Here is a 16,725-nt window from a genome sequence, read left to right as displayed (position 1 = left end):
GGGGTCCGGTCAGGGGAGGCGGGCCAGCGCCTCGTGCAGCCCAAGCTGCTGCAGGGTCACCCGCCCAGCAGCGGCGTCCTCCAGCTCCGACCACTCACGGGGCGCGGCCACCGTTGGGCGACCGAACTTCCCGCGCAGCGACCAGGGGCAGATCGTCGTCTTGGAAGCGGTGTTCTGGCTCCAGTCGACGAGCACCTTGCCCCCGCGCTTGGCCTTGACCATCGACGACACGACCAACGTGGGGTGGCCCGCCTCGAGCGCGACGGCCAGCCCCTGAGCCACCTCGCGGACCACGGAGACGGGGTGGGTGCCGTCGAGCTCGGCATACAGCTGGAGGCCCTTGGATCCGGAGGTGACGGGCCACAGATCGCCGATCCCCATGTCGCACAAGATGTCTCGCGCCCACAGCGCCACCTGCGAGCACTCCGCGAGCCCGGCGCCGGGCCCGGGGTCGAGATCGACGACGAGCCGGTCCGGGTGCAGCGCCTCCCCCGACGGCGACACCCGCCACTGGTGCACGTGCAGCTCCAGCGCGGCGAGGTTGCCGAGCCAGGTCAGTCCGGCGACGGAGTCGATGACGGGATAGGTGATGGTCTCGCGGTCGCGCGTCGAGCCCGGCGCCGGCAGGGTCACGGTGCGGATCCACGCGGGGGTGCCGCGGGGCACGTTCTTCTCGAAGAACGACGGCCCACCCGTCCCCGACGGCCACCTGATGCGAGTCACGGCGCGATCGCGCAGCTGCTCGAGCAGGACCGGCGCCACCTGCGCGTAGTACTGCAGCACCTCGCCCTTGGTGGTCCCGGTCTCGGGATACAGCACCTTGTCGAGGGAGCTGAGCCGCAGGGTGCGGCCGTCGATCTCGACGCTCACGTGGTCAGGCACGGCCGACGTCCCCGTCTGCACCTGACCAGTCGGCGGAGGGGAGAAGGTCCGCAGGGGTCAGGTCGGTGCGCACACCGAGGTAGGCCGGCTGCCGCAGCCTGCCGTTGCCCGCCCGCCCGAGGGACTGCACGTCCACGACGAGCGTCGGCTCGACCCAGCGCGCACCGGTCGCGTCCTCACGCGGCACCTCCCCCACGAACGGCGCACTCCCACAGGCACGCTCGTCGAGCAACGGCCGCAACGCCTCCCCCGCACGACCAGCGAGCCCCGCGCCCACGCGCCCGTCCAGCTCCAGCAGGCCGGAGCCGTCGCCCACCGGCGTCCCGACAAGCAGGGACCCGACGCGGTCCCGCCCCGACGTCTCGGGACGCCATCCGCCGACCACGACGGACAGGGTGGCGCGGTGTGGGAGCTTGAGCCAGTCGGGGCTGCGGGCGCCAGGCTGGTATGCCGAGGCCCGCCGCTTCGACACCACCCCCTCGAGGCCCTGGTGGCGGGTCACGTCGTGCAGCAGCCGGCCGTCGTCATACACCTCGGGCACCTTCCAGGCCGACCCTCCCGCCCCGAAGGACTCCAGGTCGAGCCGCTCGAGCAGCGAGCGCCGCACGGACCACGGCTGGTCGATCAGCACCTGCCCGCCGAACCGCAGCAGGTCGAAGACCATGTAGGTCACGGGCCGCACCTCCGCCAGCGCCTGGGCCACCCGCGCGTCCGAGACGTGGATGCGCTCGCTCAGCGCCGCGAACGACGGCACCCCGCCCTGCAGGGCGATGACCTCGCCGTCGAGCAGGAGGTCGTCCCCGGCGCGGGCCAGCCCCGCGAGCTCGGGGAAGCGCACGGTGGCGTCGGCCCCGGAGCGGGCCGACAGCCTCCACCCCGCGGGTGGCCGGTCGGCGAGGATGCGCATGCCGTCCCACTTGACCTCGTGGACCCAGGCGTCGCCGTGCGGCACCTGGGTCGTGGGGGTGGCGAGCATCGGGCGCATACCTCATCCTGACTCATGGGTATGGGCAGCGGAGGACTTACCAGCGGCTTACCAGCGACGAAGGAGCAGGTCATGCGTGCGATCTGGAAGGGCGCGGTCTCGTTCGGCCTCGTCACGGTGCCGGTGCGGCTCTTCACTGCCACCGAGAATCACGACCTGCAGTTCCACCAGGTCCGCAAGAGCGACGGCTCGCGGATCAAGTACAAGAAGGTCGCCGCGGCGGACGGCGAGGAGGTGCCCTACTCCGAGATCGCCAAGGGGTACGAGTCGCCCGACGGCAAGATGGTGATGATCACGGACGAGGATCTCGCGAGCCTGGACTCCAAGAGCTCCAAGGAGATCTCGGTCGAGAAGTTCGTCCCCGCGGAGCAGATCGACCCCCTGCTGCTGGACAAGTCCTACTACCTCGAGCCCGACAAGAGCGCGGTCAAGCCCTATGCCCTGCTGCGCGAGGCCCTGCGCTCCACGGATCGTATGGCGGTGGTCACCGTCGCCGTCCGCACACGCCTGTCCATGGCGGTGCTGCGGGTCAAGGACGACGTGATCGTGCTGCAGACCATGCTGTGGCCGGATGAGGTGCGCAAGCCGTCGTTCGACGTGCTGGACGACATCCCGGAGCCCAACGAGCGGGAGGTCAAGATGGCGGACCTGCTCATCGAGTCGATGGTCGACGACTTCGAGCCCAACGACTACGAGGACGACTACCAGCAGGCCGTGCAGGCCCTGGTGGAGCGCAAGCTCGCCGGTGGTGACGTCAAGGCCGCTCCCAAGGCCAAGGACGACGACGAGGGCGGCGACGTGGTCGACCTGCTCGCGGCGCTGCAGCGCTCGGTCGACCGGGCCAAGGCGGCGCGGGGCGAGGACACCTCCGCGGACTCCGGTGCGGGGCAGGAGGGCTCGGGGTCGGACGACGGCGCCGAAACCGAGGACGACGACGCGACGGCGGACGACAAGCCCGCCGCCAAGAAGTCCACCGCTCGCAAGGCCCCCGCCAAGAAGGCCGCGAGCTCCACCACGAAGAAGGCCGCCGCCAAGAAGTCCACGGCCAAGCGGACCACCAAGAAGGCCAGCTGAGGTGCCGGAGGGTCACACCATCCACGCCCTGGCCGGGCGGCTCAACCGGGCGTATGCCGGGAAGCCCGTCAGGGCGAGCAGCCCGCAGGGGAGGTTCGCCGACTCGGCCGCGCAGCTGGACGGCGAGGTGCTGATCGGTGCGCAGGCCGCCGGCAAGCACCTGCTGGTGGAGGTCGACGGGGACCGCTGGCTGCACGTGCACCTCGGCCTCATCGGCAACTTCGCGGTGACGCCGTTGGCGGACGGCATACGGCCCGAGGACGTCCCGGTGCAGGGAGAGGTGAGGTTGCGGCTCGCGTCGGACACGCACGTGGCCGACCTGCGCGGGCCGATGGTGTGCGCGCTGATCACGGCGCAGGAGGCGCGCTCGGTCCTCGACCGGCTCGGCCCCGATCCCCTGCGCGCCGACGCCGACCCGGACGAGGCGTGGGCGCGGATCTCCCGGAGCGGCAAGACGATCGCCGAGCTGCTCATGGACCAGGCGGTCGTCGCCGGGGTGGGCAACGTCTATCGCTGCGAGGTGCTGTGGCGCCACCGCATCGACCCCCACCGCCCGGGGCGCGAGCTGCGCCAGAGCTCCTGGGACACCATCTGGGCGGACCTCGTGCGCCTCCTGCCGCTGGGCGTGGCGTACGGGCAGATCCTCACCCTCGAGCCGCAGGTGGAGGAGGCCGAGCGGCGGCTCGCCGCGGGCGAGGAACCCCCGGTGATCACCGGCCGCTCGCTGGGCACGACCTTCCCGCGGGAGTTCGCGACCTACAAGCGCGCGGGCGAGCCCTGCCCGACCTGCGACAGCCGCATCCGCACCGCCAAGGTGGCCGGCCGCACCCTCTACTGGTGCGGCCGCTGCCAGCGCCGCCGCTGACGCGATTCATCCCATTGGCCACCTTCGTCGCGTTTCATTGAGTCATGCCCTCCCCCCTCACCCGGCGCGACGCCCTGCGCCTCGGCCTCGGTCTCGGTCTCGGCACCGTCGCCCTCACCTCCTCCGTCACCGCGCCGGCGCACGCCGACGTCTCCGGCCCCAAGGCCGCCACCGGATCGTTCGCCTCGCGCTACCGCGGCGGTCAGGAGACCGTCTGGGAGGTGCTCTACCCGCCCGGCTTCACCCCAGGTGACCGACTGCCGGTCATGATCACGCTCCACGGCAAGGGCGGAAACCACACGACGCCCGAGGGACTGCGCTTCCTGGAGCACGCGGAGACCCTGCGGGCCGAGGGCCTGCGGCCGTTCGCCTGCGTGGGCGTCGACGGCGGCGACACCTGGTGGCACGACCGGGCCGACGGGACGGACAGCGCGGCGATGGTCGTCCACGAGCTGGCCCCGATCCTCGCCGACCTCGGCCTGGACCTGACCCGTCCGGCGCTCTACGGATTGTCGATGGGTGGCATGGGCGCCGTCTGGCTGGCCTCGCGCCTCGGCCCCAGCCGGTTGTCGAGCCTCACCGTCGCCAGCACCCCGTTCCCCGCGACGTGGGACCGGTTCAGCGGGTCCTACGACTCCCCCGCCGACTTCGCGGTCCACGACATCCGTCGGCACTGGGCGAGCCTGCGGGGGCTGCCGATCCGCGTGGACATCGGCGACCAGGACTCCTTCCTCCAGGAGAACCTCGCGCTCCGACCCCTGGCCGACCCGCAGCCGGAGTTCCACGTCTCCCCAGGCGGGCACGACTGGGACTTCTGGGGCCGGGTGGCGCTGGAGCAGATGCGGTTCATCTCCCGCCGTCTGGTTTGATGCCTAGGCTGGGCACCATGGACCGACGCAGTCTGCTCCGGCTCGCGGGAGGCCTGTCGCTGGCCGGCGCTCTGGGCGCCTGCTCGCGCAACCCGGCCGACGAGGCGGGGTCCGCGACGAGCAGCTCTACTTCTCCGGCCAAGGGAACGATGGCGCCGTCGCCCTCACGACGCTCGCAGCTGGGCGTCGAGTATGTCGATGGAAGCATCAGGTCCAGACACCTCAAGGGTGCCCAAGCGCCATGGTTGGTGCTCTACCCCCCAGACCACCATCCTGGCGACCGGATTCCCGTCCTCCTGACCTTGCACGGCACCGGCGGTGACCAGAGCACACCGTGGGCCCTCCGCTGGCCGGAGACCTCCAGGGCGCTTCAGTCCGAGGGCCTCCCCGGTTTCGCCTGTGCGGGGATCAAGGGCGGGGACACCTGGTGGCATCCGCGGGAAGACGGGACCGACAGCGCTGCCCTGGTCACGGATGAGTTCGCTGCCGTCCTCAGGGGCCTGGGCCTGGATCTGTCCCGGCCAGCCGTCTACGGCTACTCCATGGGCGGCGTCGGCGCGATCTATCTAGGGGCCACGCTGGGCACGCAGCGCGTCTCGTCCGTGGTGGCCGCAAGCACGCCCTTCATCCCGTCCTTCGCAGAGAGCCGCGGAGCGTACGACTCGCAGGCGGACTTCGAGGAGCACAACATCCGTGCCCTGTGGCCACGCCTCGAGGGGCTTCCCGTCCGCATCGACATCGGCGATCAGGACCCCTTCCTCCAGACCAACCGGGACTTCATCCCCACGGCGCGACCTGCCCCTGAGTTCCACGTCAGCCCAGGGGGTCACGACAGCGACTACTGGGGTCGTATGGCCCTCGACCAGTTGAGGTTCGTCGCCCGCCACTTCTGATGCAGCTGTCAGGCGTGAGCGTCGCCACCGTCGAGGGCGCCCGCCTCGTCCTCGGTCCGCAGCAGCCAGAAGGCCCCCGCGAGGGCGAGTACCAGTCCGACGACCACCTGCGGCAGGGCGCCGGGCCGGGTGTGCTCCCCCAGCAACCCGATCCCGAAGGCTGCAGGAAAGACGGTGGCCATGCCGTAGTTGCAGCCCAGCACGGGTGCGGCATGTCCGCGGGCCAGCCCCTTGGTCAGGTGGACCTGGCCGAGCACCATCCCCGCCCCGATCAGGACGCCGGCAACCCAGTTGATCACGGGCAGCTCCCAGAACCTCCAGAGGGGGTGTGCGTGGTCCCCGATCAACAGGCGCGCGCAGATCGCGGAGAAGGAGAAGCCGAAACCTGCCAGCAGCCCGTTGACCACCGGCCCCTCGGGGAGCAGGAGCCCCAGCGCACATGCCGCGGCGCACCCCAGCAGGACGACGACGTCTCGCGACTCGATGGGAGGTGGGGGACCCGTGATGGTCCCCATCCCCAGCGCGGCGATGCCCGCGACGACAGCCAGGACCGCCACCGCGTCCGACGCGCGGAGCCGGCGCACACCCTGCACGTGCTGGATGACGGCGGTCACCGCCAGCGCCGACGTCACGCAGGCCTGCACGAGGAGCAAGGGGAGGAAGCGACGCGCAAAGAGGGTGAACAGGAACCCGGCCCCCTGCAGCAGAGTCCCCACCCACCAGCTCCCCGACCGGAGGGCCCCGCCCTCGGCCTGCGAGCCCTTGTGCAACCGAGCCCCCGAGATGCCGTAGGCGAGGACGCCCAGGACGAGCATGACGACGGCAAAGATCACGGGCTCAGGCTAACCCGGTGTCCCCGATTCTCAGGTGCGCCAAGGCAAGCGCGGTTGGTGGTTGGGCTCAGCATCCCGGAGAGATCAGGGCCTTGGCCCATCCGCCGCTCTGGTGCACGAGCATGACGGGCAGGTCGTACCCCTCGGTGTGGTCCAGCATGGAGATGCGCCCAGGGAAGCACCGCCCGAGGATCAGCCTCGCTCGCTCGACCTGGGGATCAAACGTGATGACCTGGAGCGAGGTCCAACCGCGCTCCCGCGCCAGTTTCGCCACCGCCCTGGCCTCGCCCTGGGTCGTTGAGGGGACAGGATCGAAGCACACGACCGGGTATGGCTTCTCATGGGCGCACACGTCGGGGACGCGTCCAAGGTCAGCGGGATGGGCCGAGACCACCATCGTGCCGGCGGCACCTTTCCGCATGAGCAGCTCAGCCTGCGTGACCCGCTCGTCGACAGACGGACCGAGCACGACGATGGCGTCCGAGCGACCCACAGGGTCATGGCGCGGGAACAGGATGACCACGACCAGGACGCAGACCATGGCCAGAGCGACACCCAGTGATGCCAGACACCCGATGCGCAAACGGCTGCTCACGGTCCCGCGACCGCGCGTACGACGGACTCCAAGGATCGGCGACGCGCGGTCTCGGCAAGGAGAGCGTGGTCCAGGTCGTCCCACTGCGCCACGTCGATCCGTCTCCCCTGCGCACGCAGTCGAGCCAGCGACTCCGGGCCATGAACATCGACGAAGTGTCGCGCCGCTGCGGCGCCGAATTGCAGGTCGATCCGGGTCGTCGAGGGCGCCACCGACAGGAGCTCGTAGGGGTACTCGGCCAATCCGCGGCGCGCCATCACCCGACGCAGCGGCAGCGGACGGCGGCGAGAGATCTCCCGGACCCGCTTCAACACCTCTTTAACCCGCGTCCGGGCGCCGGGAGCACGAAACTCCTCGTCCGAGTCATCAACCGACCCAGGACTCTCGGTCAGGAATCGCCGCAACAGTGGCTCCTTGAAGAAGTGCGCCACGAATCGCGGATCGGGCTGCCAGACGATGTTGTCGAGGGCCAGGATCCGATCGGGAGCCGCCGTCGCACAGGCGCGCATGAACAGCCAGGCTCCCACGCACAGGCCAACGGCGACGACGGGCCTATCGGTGCGCGCCCGCAGGTCCTGGATCACCGCTGCTACGTCCTCCACGCCCTCTAGGGTGTACGGGTTGGGCTCGACGGGATCGGCGGGGTCTAGGTGGACCCCTAGGCCGCGCCGTTCCGACCTGAGGCAGAGAGCCCCCCGGGCCGCCGCCGCGCGGGCGGCCTCAGCCCACAGCCCGGTGGGGCCGTCCAGGGGCTCGCCGCCAGCGCTCGTGAAGGCGCACCCCCGCACGGTCTCACCCATCGGGCGGGTCTCGATGGCATGGAGCGCGTGGGGACCGACTCGGACGAAGCTTTCGGTGATCGACACCTCGTTGACCGTGAGGGTCGTGGTCGGAGTCTGCTGCCAGGTCGGCAGCGGCGCAGCCGCCGCAGAGGCGTCCTCGAGATCATTGATGATGGCGTCGATGGACGCGTAAGGGATCCGTGCGTAGCGAGGGGCTGCGAAGTAGAGGTGCTCGGCGGCGCCGCGGTCCTCCTCAACACGGCAGCCGACTCGATCGGGCAGGGGGGTCGTCGACTTGGGCGCTGCCAGGCCGTTCAGGTCCCGGACCTGGGCCGGTGTGAAGAAGGACCCGCTGAGCTCTGCCCCCGACTCGCGAGGCATCACGGGGATCTCGGTGCCGAGGACGCGCAGCTTCTGGTGCAGGCGGAGGTATGCACGCCCTGAGATCGGCTCCCACAAGATCGTTCGCCCTGAGAGAGGGCACCCCCATCGGTGCGCGATCGAGGCACCCAGACGCAGCGCCACCAGGTGCACCGGAAGCGCCCCCGCGATCCGTTCAGCCTCCTCGTGCACGCTGGCCAGGTCTTGGACCCACGCCGCCACGAGGTCCGAGCCCTCCACCGGCGCAGAGTTGCCGTCGCCTCGCCAGTCGAACCGGACGCTGGCGAAACCACGCTCCGCGAGACGTAGCGCAAGGGCACGCATCGAACGATAGGACGAGACCCCCTCACGGCCCATGGTCGGGGCCAGGATGACAACCCCGCGCGCCCGTCGGCTCGACGGCATCTCCACCCAGCCGGCTAGCGCCCGACCTGGTCGACCGATCCAGGTTGGTTCCCCCACGGTCGCCATCGTCAGTGTCCCTTCTTGGTTCGTCCATCGTCGGCCCGCGACGTCCCCGCGTCGCGGTGCCCACCCCGCCTTGGTCAGTCTCGCTGGTCGAGGACCCGCCCTCAACTGGCGACCCGATGCAGGCGCTGGCGTAGTGCCAGCCCTGGTGCTCGTCAGTTGCGACGGTCAGCCGCGTGCGTGCGGTACCACTCCACCGTCGTGCGCACCCCCTCCTCAAGGCTGATCTGCGGCTCCCAGCCCGAGCCCCGCAGTGTCGACACGTCCAGCAGCTTGCGGGGTGTGCCGTCGGGCTTCGAGGTGTCCCACTCGATGGACCCCTCGTAACCGACGGCGGCGGCGACGACGCCCGCCAGCTCCTTGATGGTGACATCAGTCCCGGTGCCGACGTTGACCTGCCCCGGACCGTCGTAGTGCTCCAGCAGGTGCAGGCAGGCGGCGGCCATGTCGTCGACGTGCAGGAACTCGCGGCGCGGCGCGCCCGAGCCCCAGTTGGTCACGACCGGAGCACCCGCGGCCGCGGCCTCGTCATACCGCCTGATCATGGCCGGCATGACGTGCGAGCCCGCGGGGTCGAAGTTGTCGCCCGGCCCGTAGAGATTGGTCGGCATGGCGGAGATCCAGGGCAGGCCGTGCTGGCGGCGGACCGCCTGGACGTGCAGGATCCCGGCGATCTTGGCGATGGCATAGGCGTCGTTGGTGGGTTCGAGGTGCCCAGTCAGCAACGAGTCCTCGCGGATGGGCTGCTCCGCGAACTTCGGGTAGATACAGGAGGACCCCAGAAAGAGCACCCGCTCCACCCCGTGCTGCAGGGCGGCGTCGAGCACGTTGACCTGGATGCGGACGTTGTCCGAGAGGAAGTCCACCGGGTAGGTGTTGTTGGCGAGGATCCCGCCCACCTTGGCCGCGGCCAGGACGACGTAGCGCGGCTTGGTCTCGGCGAAGAAGCTGAAGGTGGCGTCTCGATCTTTCAGGTCCAGCTTCGAGGAGGAGCGCCCCACGAGCCGAGCGAACCCGGAGGACTCCAGGTGTCGCCAGACCGCCGACCCCACGAGCCCGCGATGGCCCGCGATATACGTCACGGCGTCGCGGTCCAGCGGGCCCGGGGTGTGGTTAACCCCGTCGACGGCCGTCATCGCGCAACCGCCTTGGGGATGTGGCTGCTGGGCCCTCGGGTCGTCGGCGTGTCGATCCAGGGGGTGCCGGCGCAGGCCAGGGCCTCGATGTCGGCGTCCACCATGATTCGCGCGAGCTCCGGGGTGTGGACCTTGGCCTCCCACCCGAGCTTCTCCTTCGCCTTGGAGGCGTCGCCGATGAGCGCGTCCACCTCGGTGGGCCGCAGGTAGCGCTCGTCGAAGCGCACGTGCTCCTGCCAGTCCAGGCCAGCGTGCTCGAAGGCCATCGTCAGGAAGTCCTTGACGGTGTAGTCCTGACCGGTGGCGAGGACGAAGTCCTCCGGCTCGTCCACCTGCAGCATCCGCCACATGCCCTCGACGTACTCCGGGGCGTAGCCCCAGTCGCGGACCGAGTCGATGTTGCCCATGTAGAGGTGCTTCTGCTGGCCGGCCTTGATCGCGGCCACCGCGCGGGTGATCTTGCGCGTCACGAAGGTCTCGCCGCGGCGCGGCGACTCGTGGTTGAAGAGGATCCCGTTGACGGCGAACATGTCGTACGCCTCGCGGTAGTTCTTGGTGATCCAGTACGAGTAGAGCTTGGCGACCCCGTAGGGCGAGCGCGGGTAGAACGGGGTGTCCTCGCCCTGCGGCGGTGGCGTGGCGCCGAACAGCTCGGAGGTCGACGCCTGGTAGAAGCGCGGCCGCACACCCGCGACCCGGATCGCCTCCAGCAGACGGATCGACCCCACCCCCGTCGTGTCCGCCGTGTGCTCGGGCTCGTCGAAGGACACGCGCACGTGGGACTGCGCCGCCAGGTTGTACACCTCGTCGGGGTTGATCTCCCCGACGAGTGTCACGAGCCGGGCGCCGTCGCTGAGATCGCCGTAGTGCAGGAACAGCTTGGCGCCCTCGTCGTGGGGGTCCACGTAGAGGTGGTCGATGCGGTGGGTGTTGAAGGTCGAGGCGCGGCGGATGAGCCCGTGCACCTCGTATCCCTTGCTGAGCAGGAGCTCGGCCAGGTAGGAGCCGTCCTGCCCGGTGATGCCAGTGATGAGCGCGCGCTTGGTCACGTGGTGCCTTCCGAGGGGTAGTGGTGCGAAGAAGTTCAGTGCGAGTCGGCGAGAGTCGGCGCCGTGACGGCCCGGCGACGCTCGACGAGACCCTGCAGCCACGCCGAGAAGCCAGAGATGGCCGACGCTGCCGAGAGGTTCGCCGCCGCGAAGGCGGTGGCGGACTCGACATACCTGCGAGAGCCGTCAGGATCGGCGACAAGCGCTTCGACGGTGCTCAGCATGAGGGCCGGGTCCCCTGCCGGTATGACGGGCCCGGCGTCCGCCGCCCGCACCTCGTCGGCGCAGGAACCGTCGTCCGATGTCGCGGCCACGACGGGACGACCCACGCGGAAGTAGGACGTCAGCTTGCTCGGCACGGCCATCTCCTTGACGCCGGCCTTCTCGTTGACCAGCAGCACGTCTGCGGCCTCCAGGGCGGCCCGGAACTCGCCGTCAGGCAGCGCCGGGGCAAACGTCAGGTTGGCGCAGCCGGCGCCCAGCTCCTCCAGCCGGGCACGCTGGTTGCCGTCGCCCACCAGCACGAACATCACGTCCGACTGCTGCTGCTGAGCCAGGCGAGCCGCCTCGACGACGTTCTCCAGGCCCTGCTTGGCGCCCATGTTGCCGGCGTGCAGCGCGATCGGGCGGTCGGGGTCCCCTGCCAGCGTGGCCCGCATCTGGCGGACATCGACGCCGTGCGGGTCGGTCCGCAGGTGAGCCCAGTTTCGGTTGACGACCACCTTGCTCCCGTCGACCCCCACCTCCTGCACCACGTAGCGCCGGAACCGCTCGTGGATCACCGACACCCCGTCGGCCAGACCCAGCACCCCACGCTCCAGGATCTTGAACGCCGCAGCCGCGACCGCGCCGGCGCTCCCCAGCTCGGCCAGCCCGGTGGAGTACATGTCCTGCACCCAGATGGCGGTGCGAGGGCGCCCTGGGCTCATTCGGGCGCGGACGAGCGCGAAGCCGGACGAGATCAGCGCCGGGCTCACGGTCAGTACCAGGTCGGGCCTGCCCCACCGCGCCAGCACGGTGTGGACGCCGAAGGTCAGCTCCATGACGGCCCGTCCGAGGCCGGGGCCACCGTCGGAGCTGGGGATGGTGTGCCACAGCCGGGTCACCGGCACCCCGTCGACGACCTCGTCCCGGCGACGTCCCGTGAAGCCCGTGTAGTTGGCCCAGCTCGGGTAGTGCGGGATGCCCGCGATGACGCGGACCTCGTGCCCGAGGTCGACGAGGCCCTGGGCGAGACCGGCCGTGTACGGCGCCGTGCCGGACGGCTCGGGCGCATAGTTCAGGCAGACGATGAGGATCTTCATGACGGGTGGCGGTCCTTAGCTGGTGCGGGTGGTGACGTCACGGTAGGTGTGCTCGAGCTGAGCCACGACGGCCTCCATGCCGAGCTCGACGCGGATGGCGTCGCGCGCGTGGGCGCCGGCCTGCTCTCGCAGCACCGGGTCGGATAGCAGCCGGTCCACCGCATGGGCCACGCCGGCCGGGCCCTCGGGGGCGACGGCGCCGGCGGATCGGCGCGCGATGATCGGGGCCAACCCGCACGAGTTGGTCACCACCACCGGGCGCCCGAGCGACATCGCTTCCAGCACCGACATCGGGTAGGGCTCGTCCACGGACGGGAGGACGTAGATGTCGGCGGCACGCATCGCGGCAGCGGTCTGGTCGGGCGGGAGCGGACCGTCCCAGACGAGCCGGTCCCCGAGACCGCTGCGGGCGATGGCAGCCCTGACCTCCTCGCCCAGACCTTCGTCCGGCCCGACCATGCGGAACCTCACGCCGGGGTGGCGCGGGGCGAGCCGGACCGCCATCTCCACGAAGTCGAGGGGACGCTTGCGCGCCTGGACGCGGGCGAGGAAGAGCACCCGCGGAGCCGCGCCGGTCAGGGAAGGTAGCGGGGTCCGCGGTGGCAGGTCGATGCCGTTGCGGAGATGCTCGAGCCGCAGCGGGGTGGCGACCTCCTGCAGGCTCTCGCGCTCGGCATCGGTCAGGTAGAAGACGCGTCCGGCACCGCGGAGAACCCGACGGGTCATGGTCAGGTCCAGGGGGCCTGCCAGCGGGTTGCGGGAGGGGATGACCATCCCGTGTGTCTGCAGGACGTACGGCCGCCGCCGCAGGTGCGTCGCCAGCGCTGCGGGCAGCGTGACGAGGTCGCGGGCGAGGTGGACGTGGACGGCGTCGGCCGTCGCCCCGGCTCGGGCGACGAAGGACACCAGCCCTGGGCTGGCCAGCCCGTAGAAGCTGCCAGGCATCGGTGCGACCGCGTGGAAGAGCCGGACCCGGACACCGTCCACCTCCCTCGGGACCGGGTCGTAACCCCAGCTGCCCGCCGCCAGGACCACGTCGTGGCCAGCGTCGCGCAGTGCCCGGCACTGGGCGAGGGCCACGCGGGTTGGTCCGCCATACTCGCCCTGCGGGCTGACGAGCGAGACGACCTGCAGCACCCTCACGCCGACCGCACCTTCGCCTGGGGGGCCAGCACGCGGGCTCCCGGCTCGACGTCCTTGACCACCAGGGCGGTGGCTCCCACGACCGCGTCCCGACCGATCGTGACGCCTCGCAGGATGGTGGCTCGCGTGGCGATCCAGGCGCCGTCCTCGACGTGGATCGGCGCGTTGTCGAACTCGAAGGCCGGGTTGTCGGCCTGGTGGCTGCCGGTGCACAGCAGCACGCCCTGGGAGATGCACACGTCGTCGCCGATGGTGATGGGCTCGAGGTTGAGGAGCCAGGCCCCCACCCCGACCCAGCAGTCGCTGCCGATGCGCAGCTTCCACGGCCAGTGGATGCGGACGTCGTGCCGGAGCAGGACCCCGGTCCCGATCTCAGCCCCGAAGGCACGCAGCACGCGGACCCGGAACCGGCTCGGGACGAGCACCGACCTCAGCAGCGGCTCCAAGAGGACCCAGGCGGCACAGACCGGCAACGGTCGCCCCTTGTCGTAACCGAACCCGGTGAAGGTCGACAAGCGACGTCGAACGGGCACGGGCGTCTCCTCAAGGCTCAGCAGAAAGGGCCGGCAAGGCCTGGCCCGAACGTTGCGGGACCCAGCCTATGGGCAGGGGCCGCATCATTTGAGCACTTTCAAGGCCGCCGCAAGCATCAAATCTGAAATGTCACAGATAGTAGCCGCCTGAGTGCGATCGGCTACTTCTTCGCCCTGAGGCCTGGCCTCCTAGCCGGACGAGGAACCCAAAGTGGGTGGCTGGGTGCACATTTGCCACCACCCGCGGCGGAAAACATAATGTCAGGGTGCGACGCCAGGCTCTTGTCGAGCGTCACGACAAGGGGGACCGGTGGAGCAGAGACCGCAGCGGGCGATGTTGACTGGCGGATCGCTGGGCGTGCTTCTGTGCGTCATCGTCCCCGCGCTACTAACGATAGGCACCCAGACCGGCTTTTGGAGTCCCGCCCCATGGCCCGCGGTCGGTGTGATGATCTTGGCGGGAGCCCGTTATGCATGGATCATTGCTTCAGCATCCCGCCACCTTTACGAGATGGTTTTGTGGCTCTTCACCTATGTGTTCCTGGGTTGCGCACCCTTCGTCCAACAGCGACTGGGCGACGAGATCGGCACCACCCCAAGGCTCGACTCCCACTATGTCGACGGGGCGTGGGGCATCGTCTACGCCGGGATGCTGGCGGCGGTGGCTGGCAGTGCTGCTGGCCGGCGGGTTCCGCTGGAGACTGCGTCGTCCCTCCCAGCGATCAGCCCTCGTCGCACGGCGGCGCTGAGCCTGTTCTCTTTCGCCATGAGCATCATCTACGTGTGGAAGGTGGGTCCGGCGAGTCTTTTTCTCAACCGCTATGCCTTCGGCGCAGTGCAGGAGACGGCATTCCCCAACGCGGTCATGGGGGCACTTGTCTTCGGGTGGGCCAGCATGGGCCTGCTGGTGGCGCTGGTCGGTCAGATCCAGCTCTTCCGTCTGTCGACAGGCCGGGCCAAAGCGCGCTGGCTGGCCGGCGCCTGGGTCACCGGAATCGCTCTCGCCTATTTCAACAACCCTCTGAGCAGCCCTCGCTTCATGGTTGGGACGGTCTTCCTCGGTGGCCTCGCGGCCGTGGGTGGCTACGCCACTCAGCGCCGATTCCGCGCGGTGGCGGGGTCTGCGCTCGTGGGCATGCTCATGGTCTTCCCGCTTCTCAACGTCTTTCGGGGATCGACAAGCATCGGCGGCTCCGGCCACGCCTTGAGCGCACTACAGTCGGGTGACTTCGATGCGTTCGCGCAGATCGTCAATACCGTCGACTACGTGGCTCACGAGGGCCTTACCGGGGGGCGCCAGCTCGCCGGGGTGTTCTTGTTCTGGGTGCCACGCACCGTATGGCCCGACAAGCCATTCGACACCGGCATCCTTCTCGCCAACTATAAATCATATGGTTTCACTAACCTGTCTGCTCCGCTATGGTCGGAATTCTATATCAATTTTGGCATCGCCGGAGTTGTGATCGGGTTCTTCCTGGTGGGAATGATGGCACGCACGCTGGACCGCAAACATCATGTGCAACTGCTGCACCACGCCGCGCCCGGGATCACGGGATGCATATTTCCGTTCTACTCATTGCTACTGATCCGGGGATCCTTGCTGCAGGCTGCCTCCCTTTTTGCGGTTGCAGCGGTCGCCATCTGGTGGGTTTCGGCGCGATCACCTCGCGGCATCCCTGACGATGATCCGCATCCCCTCCTAGGCTCGAGAAGGAGACATCATGCCTGAGATCCGGTCCGTCGAGGGGCGTTTCCCTGCCGGACTCGTCCGAGAGGTTCTACGTCGGCACTTGACGTGGCTCTGCCTGGCCGTCCTGATAGGAGGATCCCTAGGCTGGCTCACCAAGGCGTTGCACTCCGTGACCTACACCTCAGAAGTCCGGAGCTCGGTGCGGTTCGTCGCCACCTCCCCCACAGCACAACCGCCCAGCGCGGACTTGCTGCAAGGCAGGGTTCTGTCCTACAAGGACCTCGCCGGCAGCGACGAGATCGCGACCAGGGTGGCCGGGCAGCTGAGGCTGCCGCGCAGCCCGGACGATCTGCTCAGGTCGATGTCCTTCACGGCTCCTACCGGCACCAGCGACATCATGGTGCGGGCGACGTCCACAGATCCCGCGGAGGCCCAGCGTCTCGCCGATGCCTGGGGAGCTCAGTTGACGGCAAAGGTCGCGGAGGTGGAGAAGCTGGCGGTCTCCCCCGGCGGATCCATTCGACTGGTGCGCATCAGCGCACCGAGCGCACCGGTGGGCGACGATGGTCTGGGCGCCGCGGCCCATATCGCCCTCGGCGCCACGCTCGGCCTGATCACCACGGCCGGGCTGCTCCTGCTGAACACCCTGCTGCGGCCGCGCATCTACTCGGCTCAGCAGCTCAGAGAGTTCGTTGGAGTTCCGGTCCTGACCGCCGTCCCCCACCTGCCGGAGTTGGACGTGGCTGACCCGGGGACGTCCCACGCCGATCGCCAGCTCATGGAGGCCAGGTCCTTGCTGACCAGCCGACTGCGCGACGACGGTCACCCGGTTCTGCTGGTCCTTCCCGACCGGACCGGCTCGGGGGCTAGCACCATCGCCGGGTGGGTGCTTGCCGACCGGCTGGACGACGGTCACGAGGCGCACCTCCTCGAGCTGCGGGACGCACGGCCCACCCTCGCGGGCCGCTCCGCGGACTGCACGCTCGTACTGGACGCTCCGGCCGCGTCCGAGTCGGCCCTGGCGCAGTCCGTGGCGCCCAACGTCGATGCAGTGATCCTCGTGGTCGACTCCCGTCGGGCACGGCTGAAGGACGTCGAGGATGCCGTCACACGGTTGGTCGACGCCGGAGCTCCGATGGTGGGTCTCGTTGTCAACCACATCGGCCGTACCCGGCAGGCTGCTCGTGCCTACGAGGTTCCCTGGCCCGCGAGCGAGGTCCCACGGGGCTGACGCGGGGTCCGG

The 16,725-nt window shown here is 69.7% G+C and carries 15 protein-coding genes; 6 read left to right on the top strand and 9 right to left on the bottom strand.

The genetic code is table 11. The features are described 5' to 3' along the window. Positions 1–9: 9 nt before the first annotated feature. Positions 10–882 (bottom strand): non-homologous end-joining DNA ligase, encoded by an 873-nt coding sequence (gene ligD / locus B2P18_RS09180; RefSeq protein WP_029212664.1) that lies wholly within the window; start codon positions 880–882, stop codon positions 10–12. Then, positions 875–1,867 (bottom strand): DNA ligase, encoded by a 993-nt coding sequence (locus tag B2P18_RS09175; protein ID WP_286958199.1) that lies wholly within the window; start codon positions 1,865–1,867, stop codon positions 875–877. Before B2P18_RS09175 ends, ligD begins: the two co-directional genes overlap by 8 nt. Positions 1,868–1,939: 72 nt before the next feature. Here B2P18_RS09175 and B2P18_RS09170 point away from each other — a divergent pair, with 72 nt between their 5' ends. From B2P18_RS09170 to B2P18_RS09155, 4 genes are read left to right on the top strand one after another with little or no spacing between them, the layout of a single operon-like run. After that, the gene (locus B2P18_RS09170; RefSeq protein ID WP_286958198.1) at positions 1,940–2,941 is read left to right on the top strand and encodes a Ku protein; all 1,002 of its coding nucleotides are present in this window, start codon (positions 1,940–1,942) and stop codon (positions 2,939–2,941) included. 1 nt (position 2,942) lies between these two features. Then, entirely contained in the window at positions 2,943–3,806 is an 864-nt protein-coding gene (locus B2P18_RS09165; RefSeq protein WP_286958197.1) for an Fpg/Nei family DNA glycosylase, read from the top strand. A gap of 44 nt (positions 3,807–3,850) precedes the next feature. Continuing rightward, positions 3,851–4,675, top strand: coding sequence for an alpha/beta hydrolase (locus B2P18_RS09160; RefSeq protein ID WP_286958196.1), 825 nt, complete (start codon positions 3,851–3,853; stop codon positions 4,673–4,675). A 17-nt stretch (positions 4,676–4,692) separates the two neighbouring features. Further along, positions 4,693–5,568, top strand: coding sequence for an alpha/beta hydrolase-fold protein (locus B2P18_RS09155; protein WP_286958195.1), 876 nt, complete (start codon positions 4,693–4,695; stop codon positions 5,566–5,568). 8 nt (positions 5,569–5,576) lie between these two features. Here B2P18_RS09155 and B2P18_RS09150 read toward each other — a convergent pair whose 3' ends face one another. From B2P18_RS09150 to B2P18_RS09120, 7 genes are all read right to left on the bottom strand, one after another. Next, on the bottom strand, positions 5,577–6,401 hold the full coding sequence (locus tag B2P18_RS09150) for a hypothetical protein (protein WP_286958194.1): 825 nt from the start codon (positions 6,399–6,401) through the stop codon (positions 5,577–5,579). Between the two features lie 591 nt (positions 6,402–6,992). Beyond that, the gene (locus tag B2P18_RS09145; protein ID WP_286958193.1) at positions 6,993–8,516 is read right to left on the bottom strand and encodes a serine aminopeptidase domain-containing protein; all 1,524 of its coding nucleotides are present in this window, start codon (positions 8,514–8,516) and stop codon (positions 6,993–6,995) included. Between the two features lie 266 nt (positions 8,517–8,782). Then, positions 8,783–9,763 carry a GDP-L-fucose synthase family protein gene (locus tag B2P18_RS09140; protein WP_286958192.1) on the bottom strand — a complete coding sequence of 327 codons (981 nt, stop codon included), beginning with the start codon at positions 9,761–9,763 and terminating at the stop codon, positions 8,783–8,785. Next, a complete protein-coding gene (gene gmd, locus B2P18_RS09135; RefSeq protein WP_286958191.1) occupies positions 9,760–10,812 on the bottom strand; it encodes a GDP-mannose 4,6-dehydratase in 1,053 nt (350 codons plus the stop codon). The genes B2P18_RS09140 and gmd overlap by 4 nt, the downstream gene beginning before the upstream one ends. Before the next feature lie 35 nt (positions 10,813–10,847). After that, positions 10,848–12,116, bottom strand: coding sequence for a glycosyltransferase (locus B2P18_RS09130; RefSeq protein WP_286958190.1), 1,269 nt, complete (start codon positions 12,114–12,116; stop codon positions 10,848–10,850). A 15-nt stretch (positions 12,117–12,131) separates the two neighbouring features. After that, positions 12,132–13,259, bottom strand: a complete 1,128-nt coding sequence (locus B2P18_RS09125) for a glycosyltransferase (protein WP_286958189.1) — start codon at positions 13,257–13,259, stop codon at positions 12,132–12,134. Beyond that, positions 13,256–13,792 carry a DapH/DapD/GlmU-related protein gene (locus B2P18_RS09120; RefSeq protein ID WP_034253968.1) on the bottom strand — a complete coding sequence of 179 codons (537 nt, stop codon included), beginning with the start codon at positions 13,790–13,792 and terminating at the stop codon, positions 13,256–13,258. Before B2P18_RS09120 ends, B2P18_RS09125 begins: the two co-directional genes overlap by 4 nt. 310 nt (positions 13,793–14,102) lie before the next feature. Here B2P18_RS09120 and B2P18_RS09115 point away from each other — a divergent pair, with 310 nt between their 5' ends. Both B2P18_RS09115 and B2P18_RS09110 read left to right on the top strand, forming a co-directional pair. Beyond that, positions 14,103–15,521, top strand: coding sequence for a hypothetical protein (locus B2P18_RS09115; RefSeq protein WP_286958188.1), 1,419 nt, complete (start codon positions 14,103–14,105; stop codon positions 15,519–15,521). A 130-nt stretch (positions 15,522–15,651) separates the two neighbouring features. Next, positions 15,652–16,713, top strand: a complete 1,062-nt coding sequence (locus tag B2P18_RS09110; RefSeq protein ID WP_286958187.1) for a hypothetical protein — start codon at positions 15,652–15,654, stop codon at positions 16,711–16,713. Positions 16,714–16,725 lie beyond the last annotated feature (12 nt).

It is taken from the genome of Arsenicicoccus sp. UBA2120 (assembly GCF_002330965.1).
Lineage (GTDB): Bacteria > Actinomycetota > Actinomycetes > Actinomycetales > Dermatophilaceae > Arsenicicoccus > Arsenicicoccus bolidensis.
Note: the sequence above shows the minus strand (reverse complement) of the source record. Positions and strands in the feature narration are given on the sequence as shown.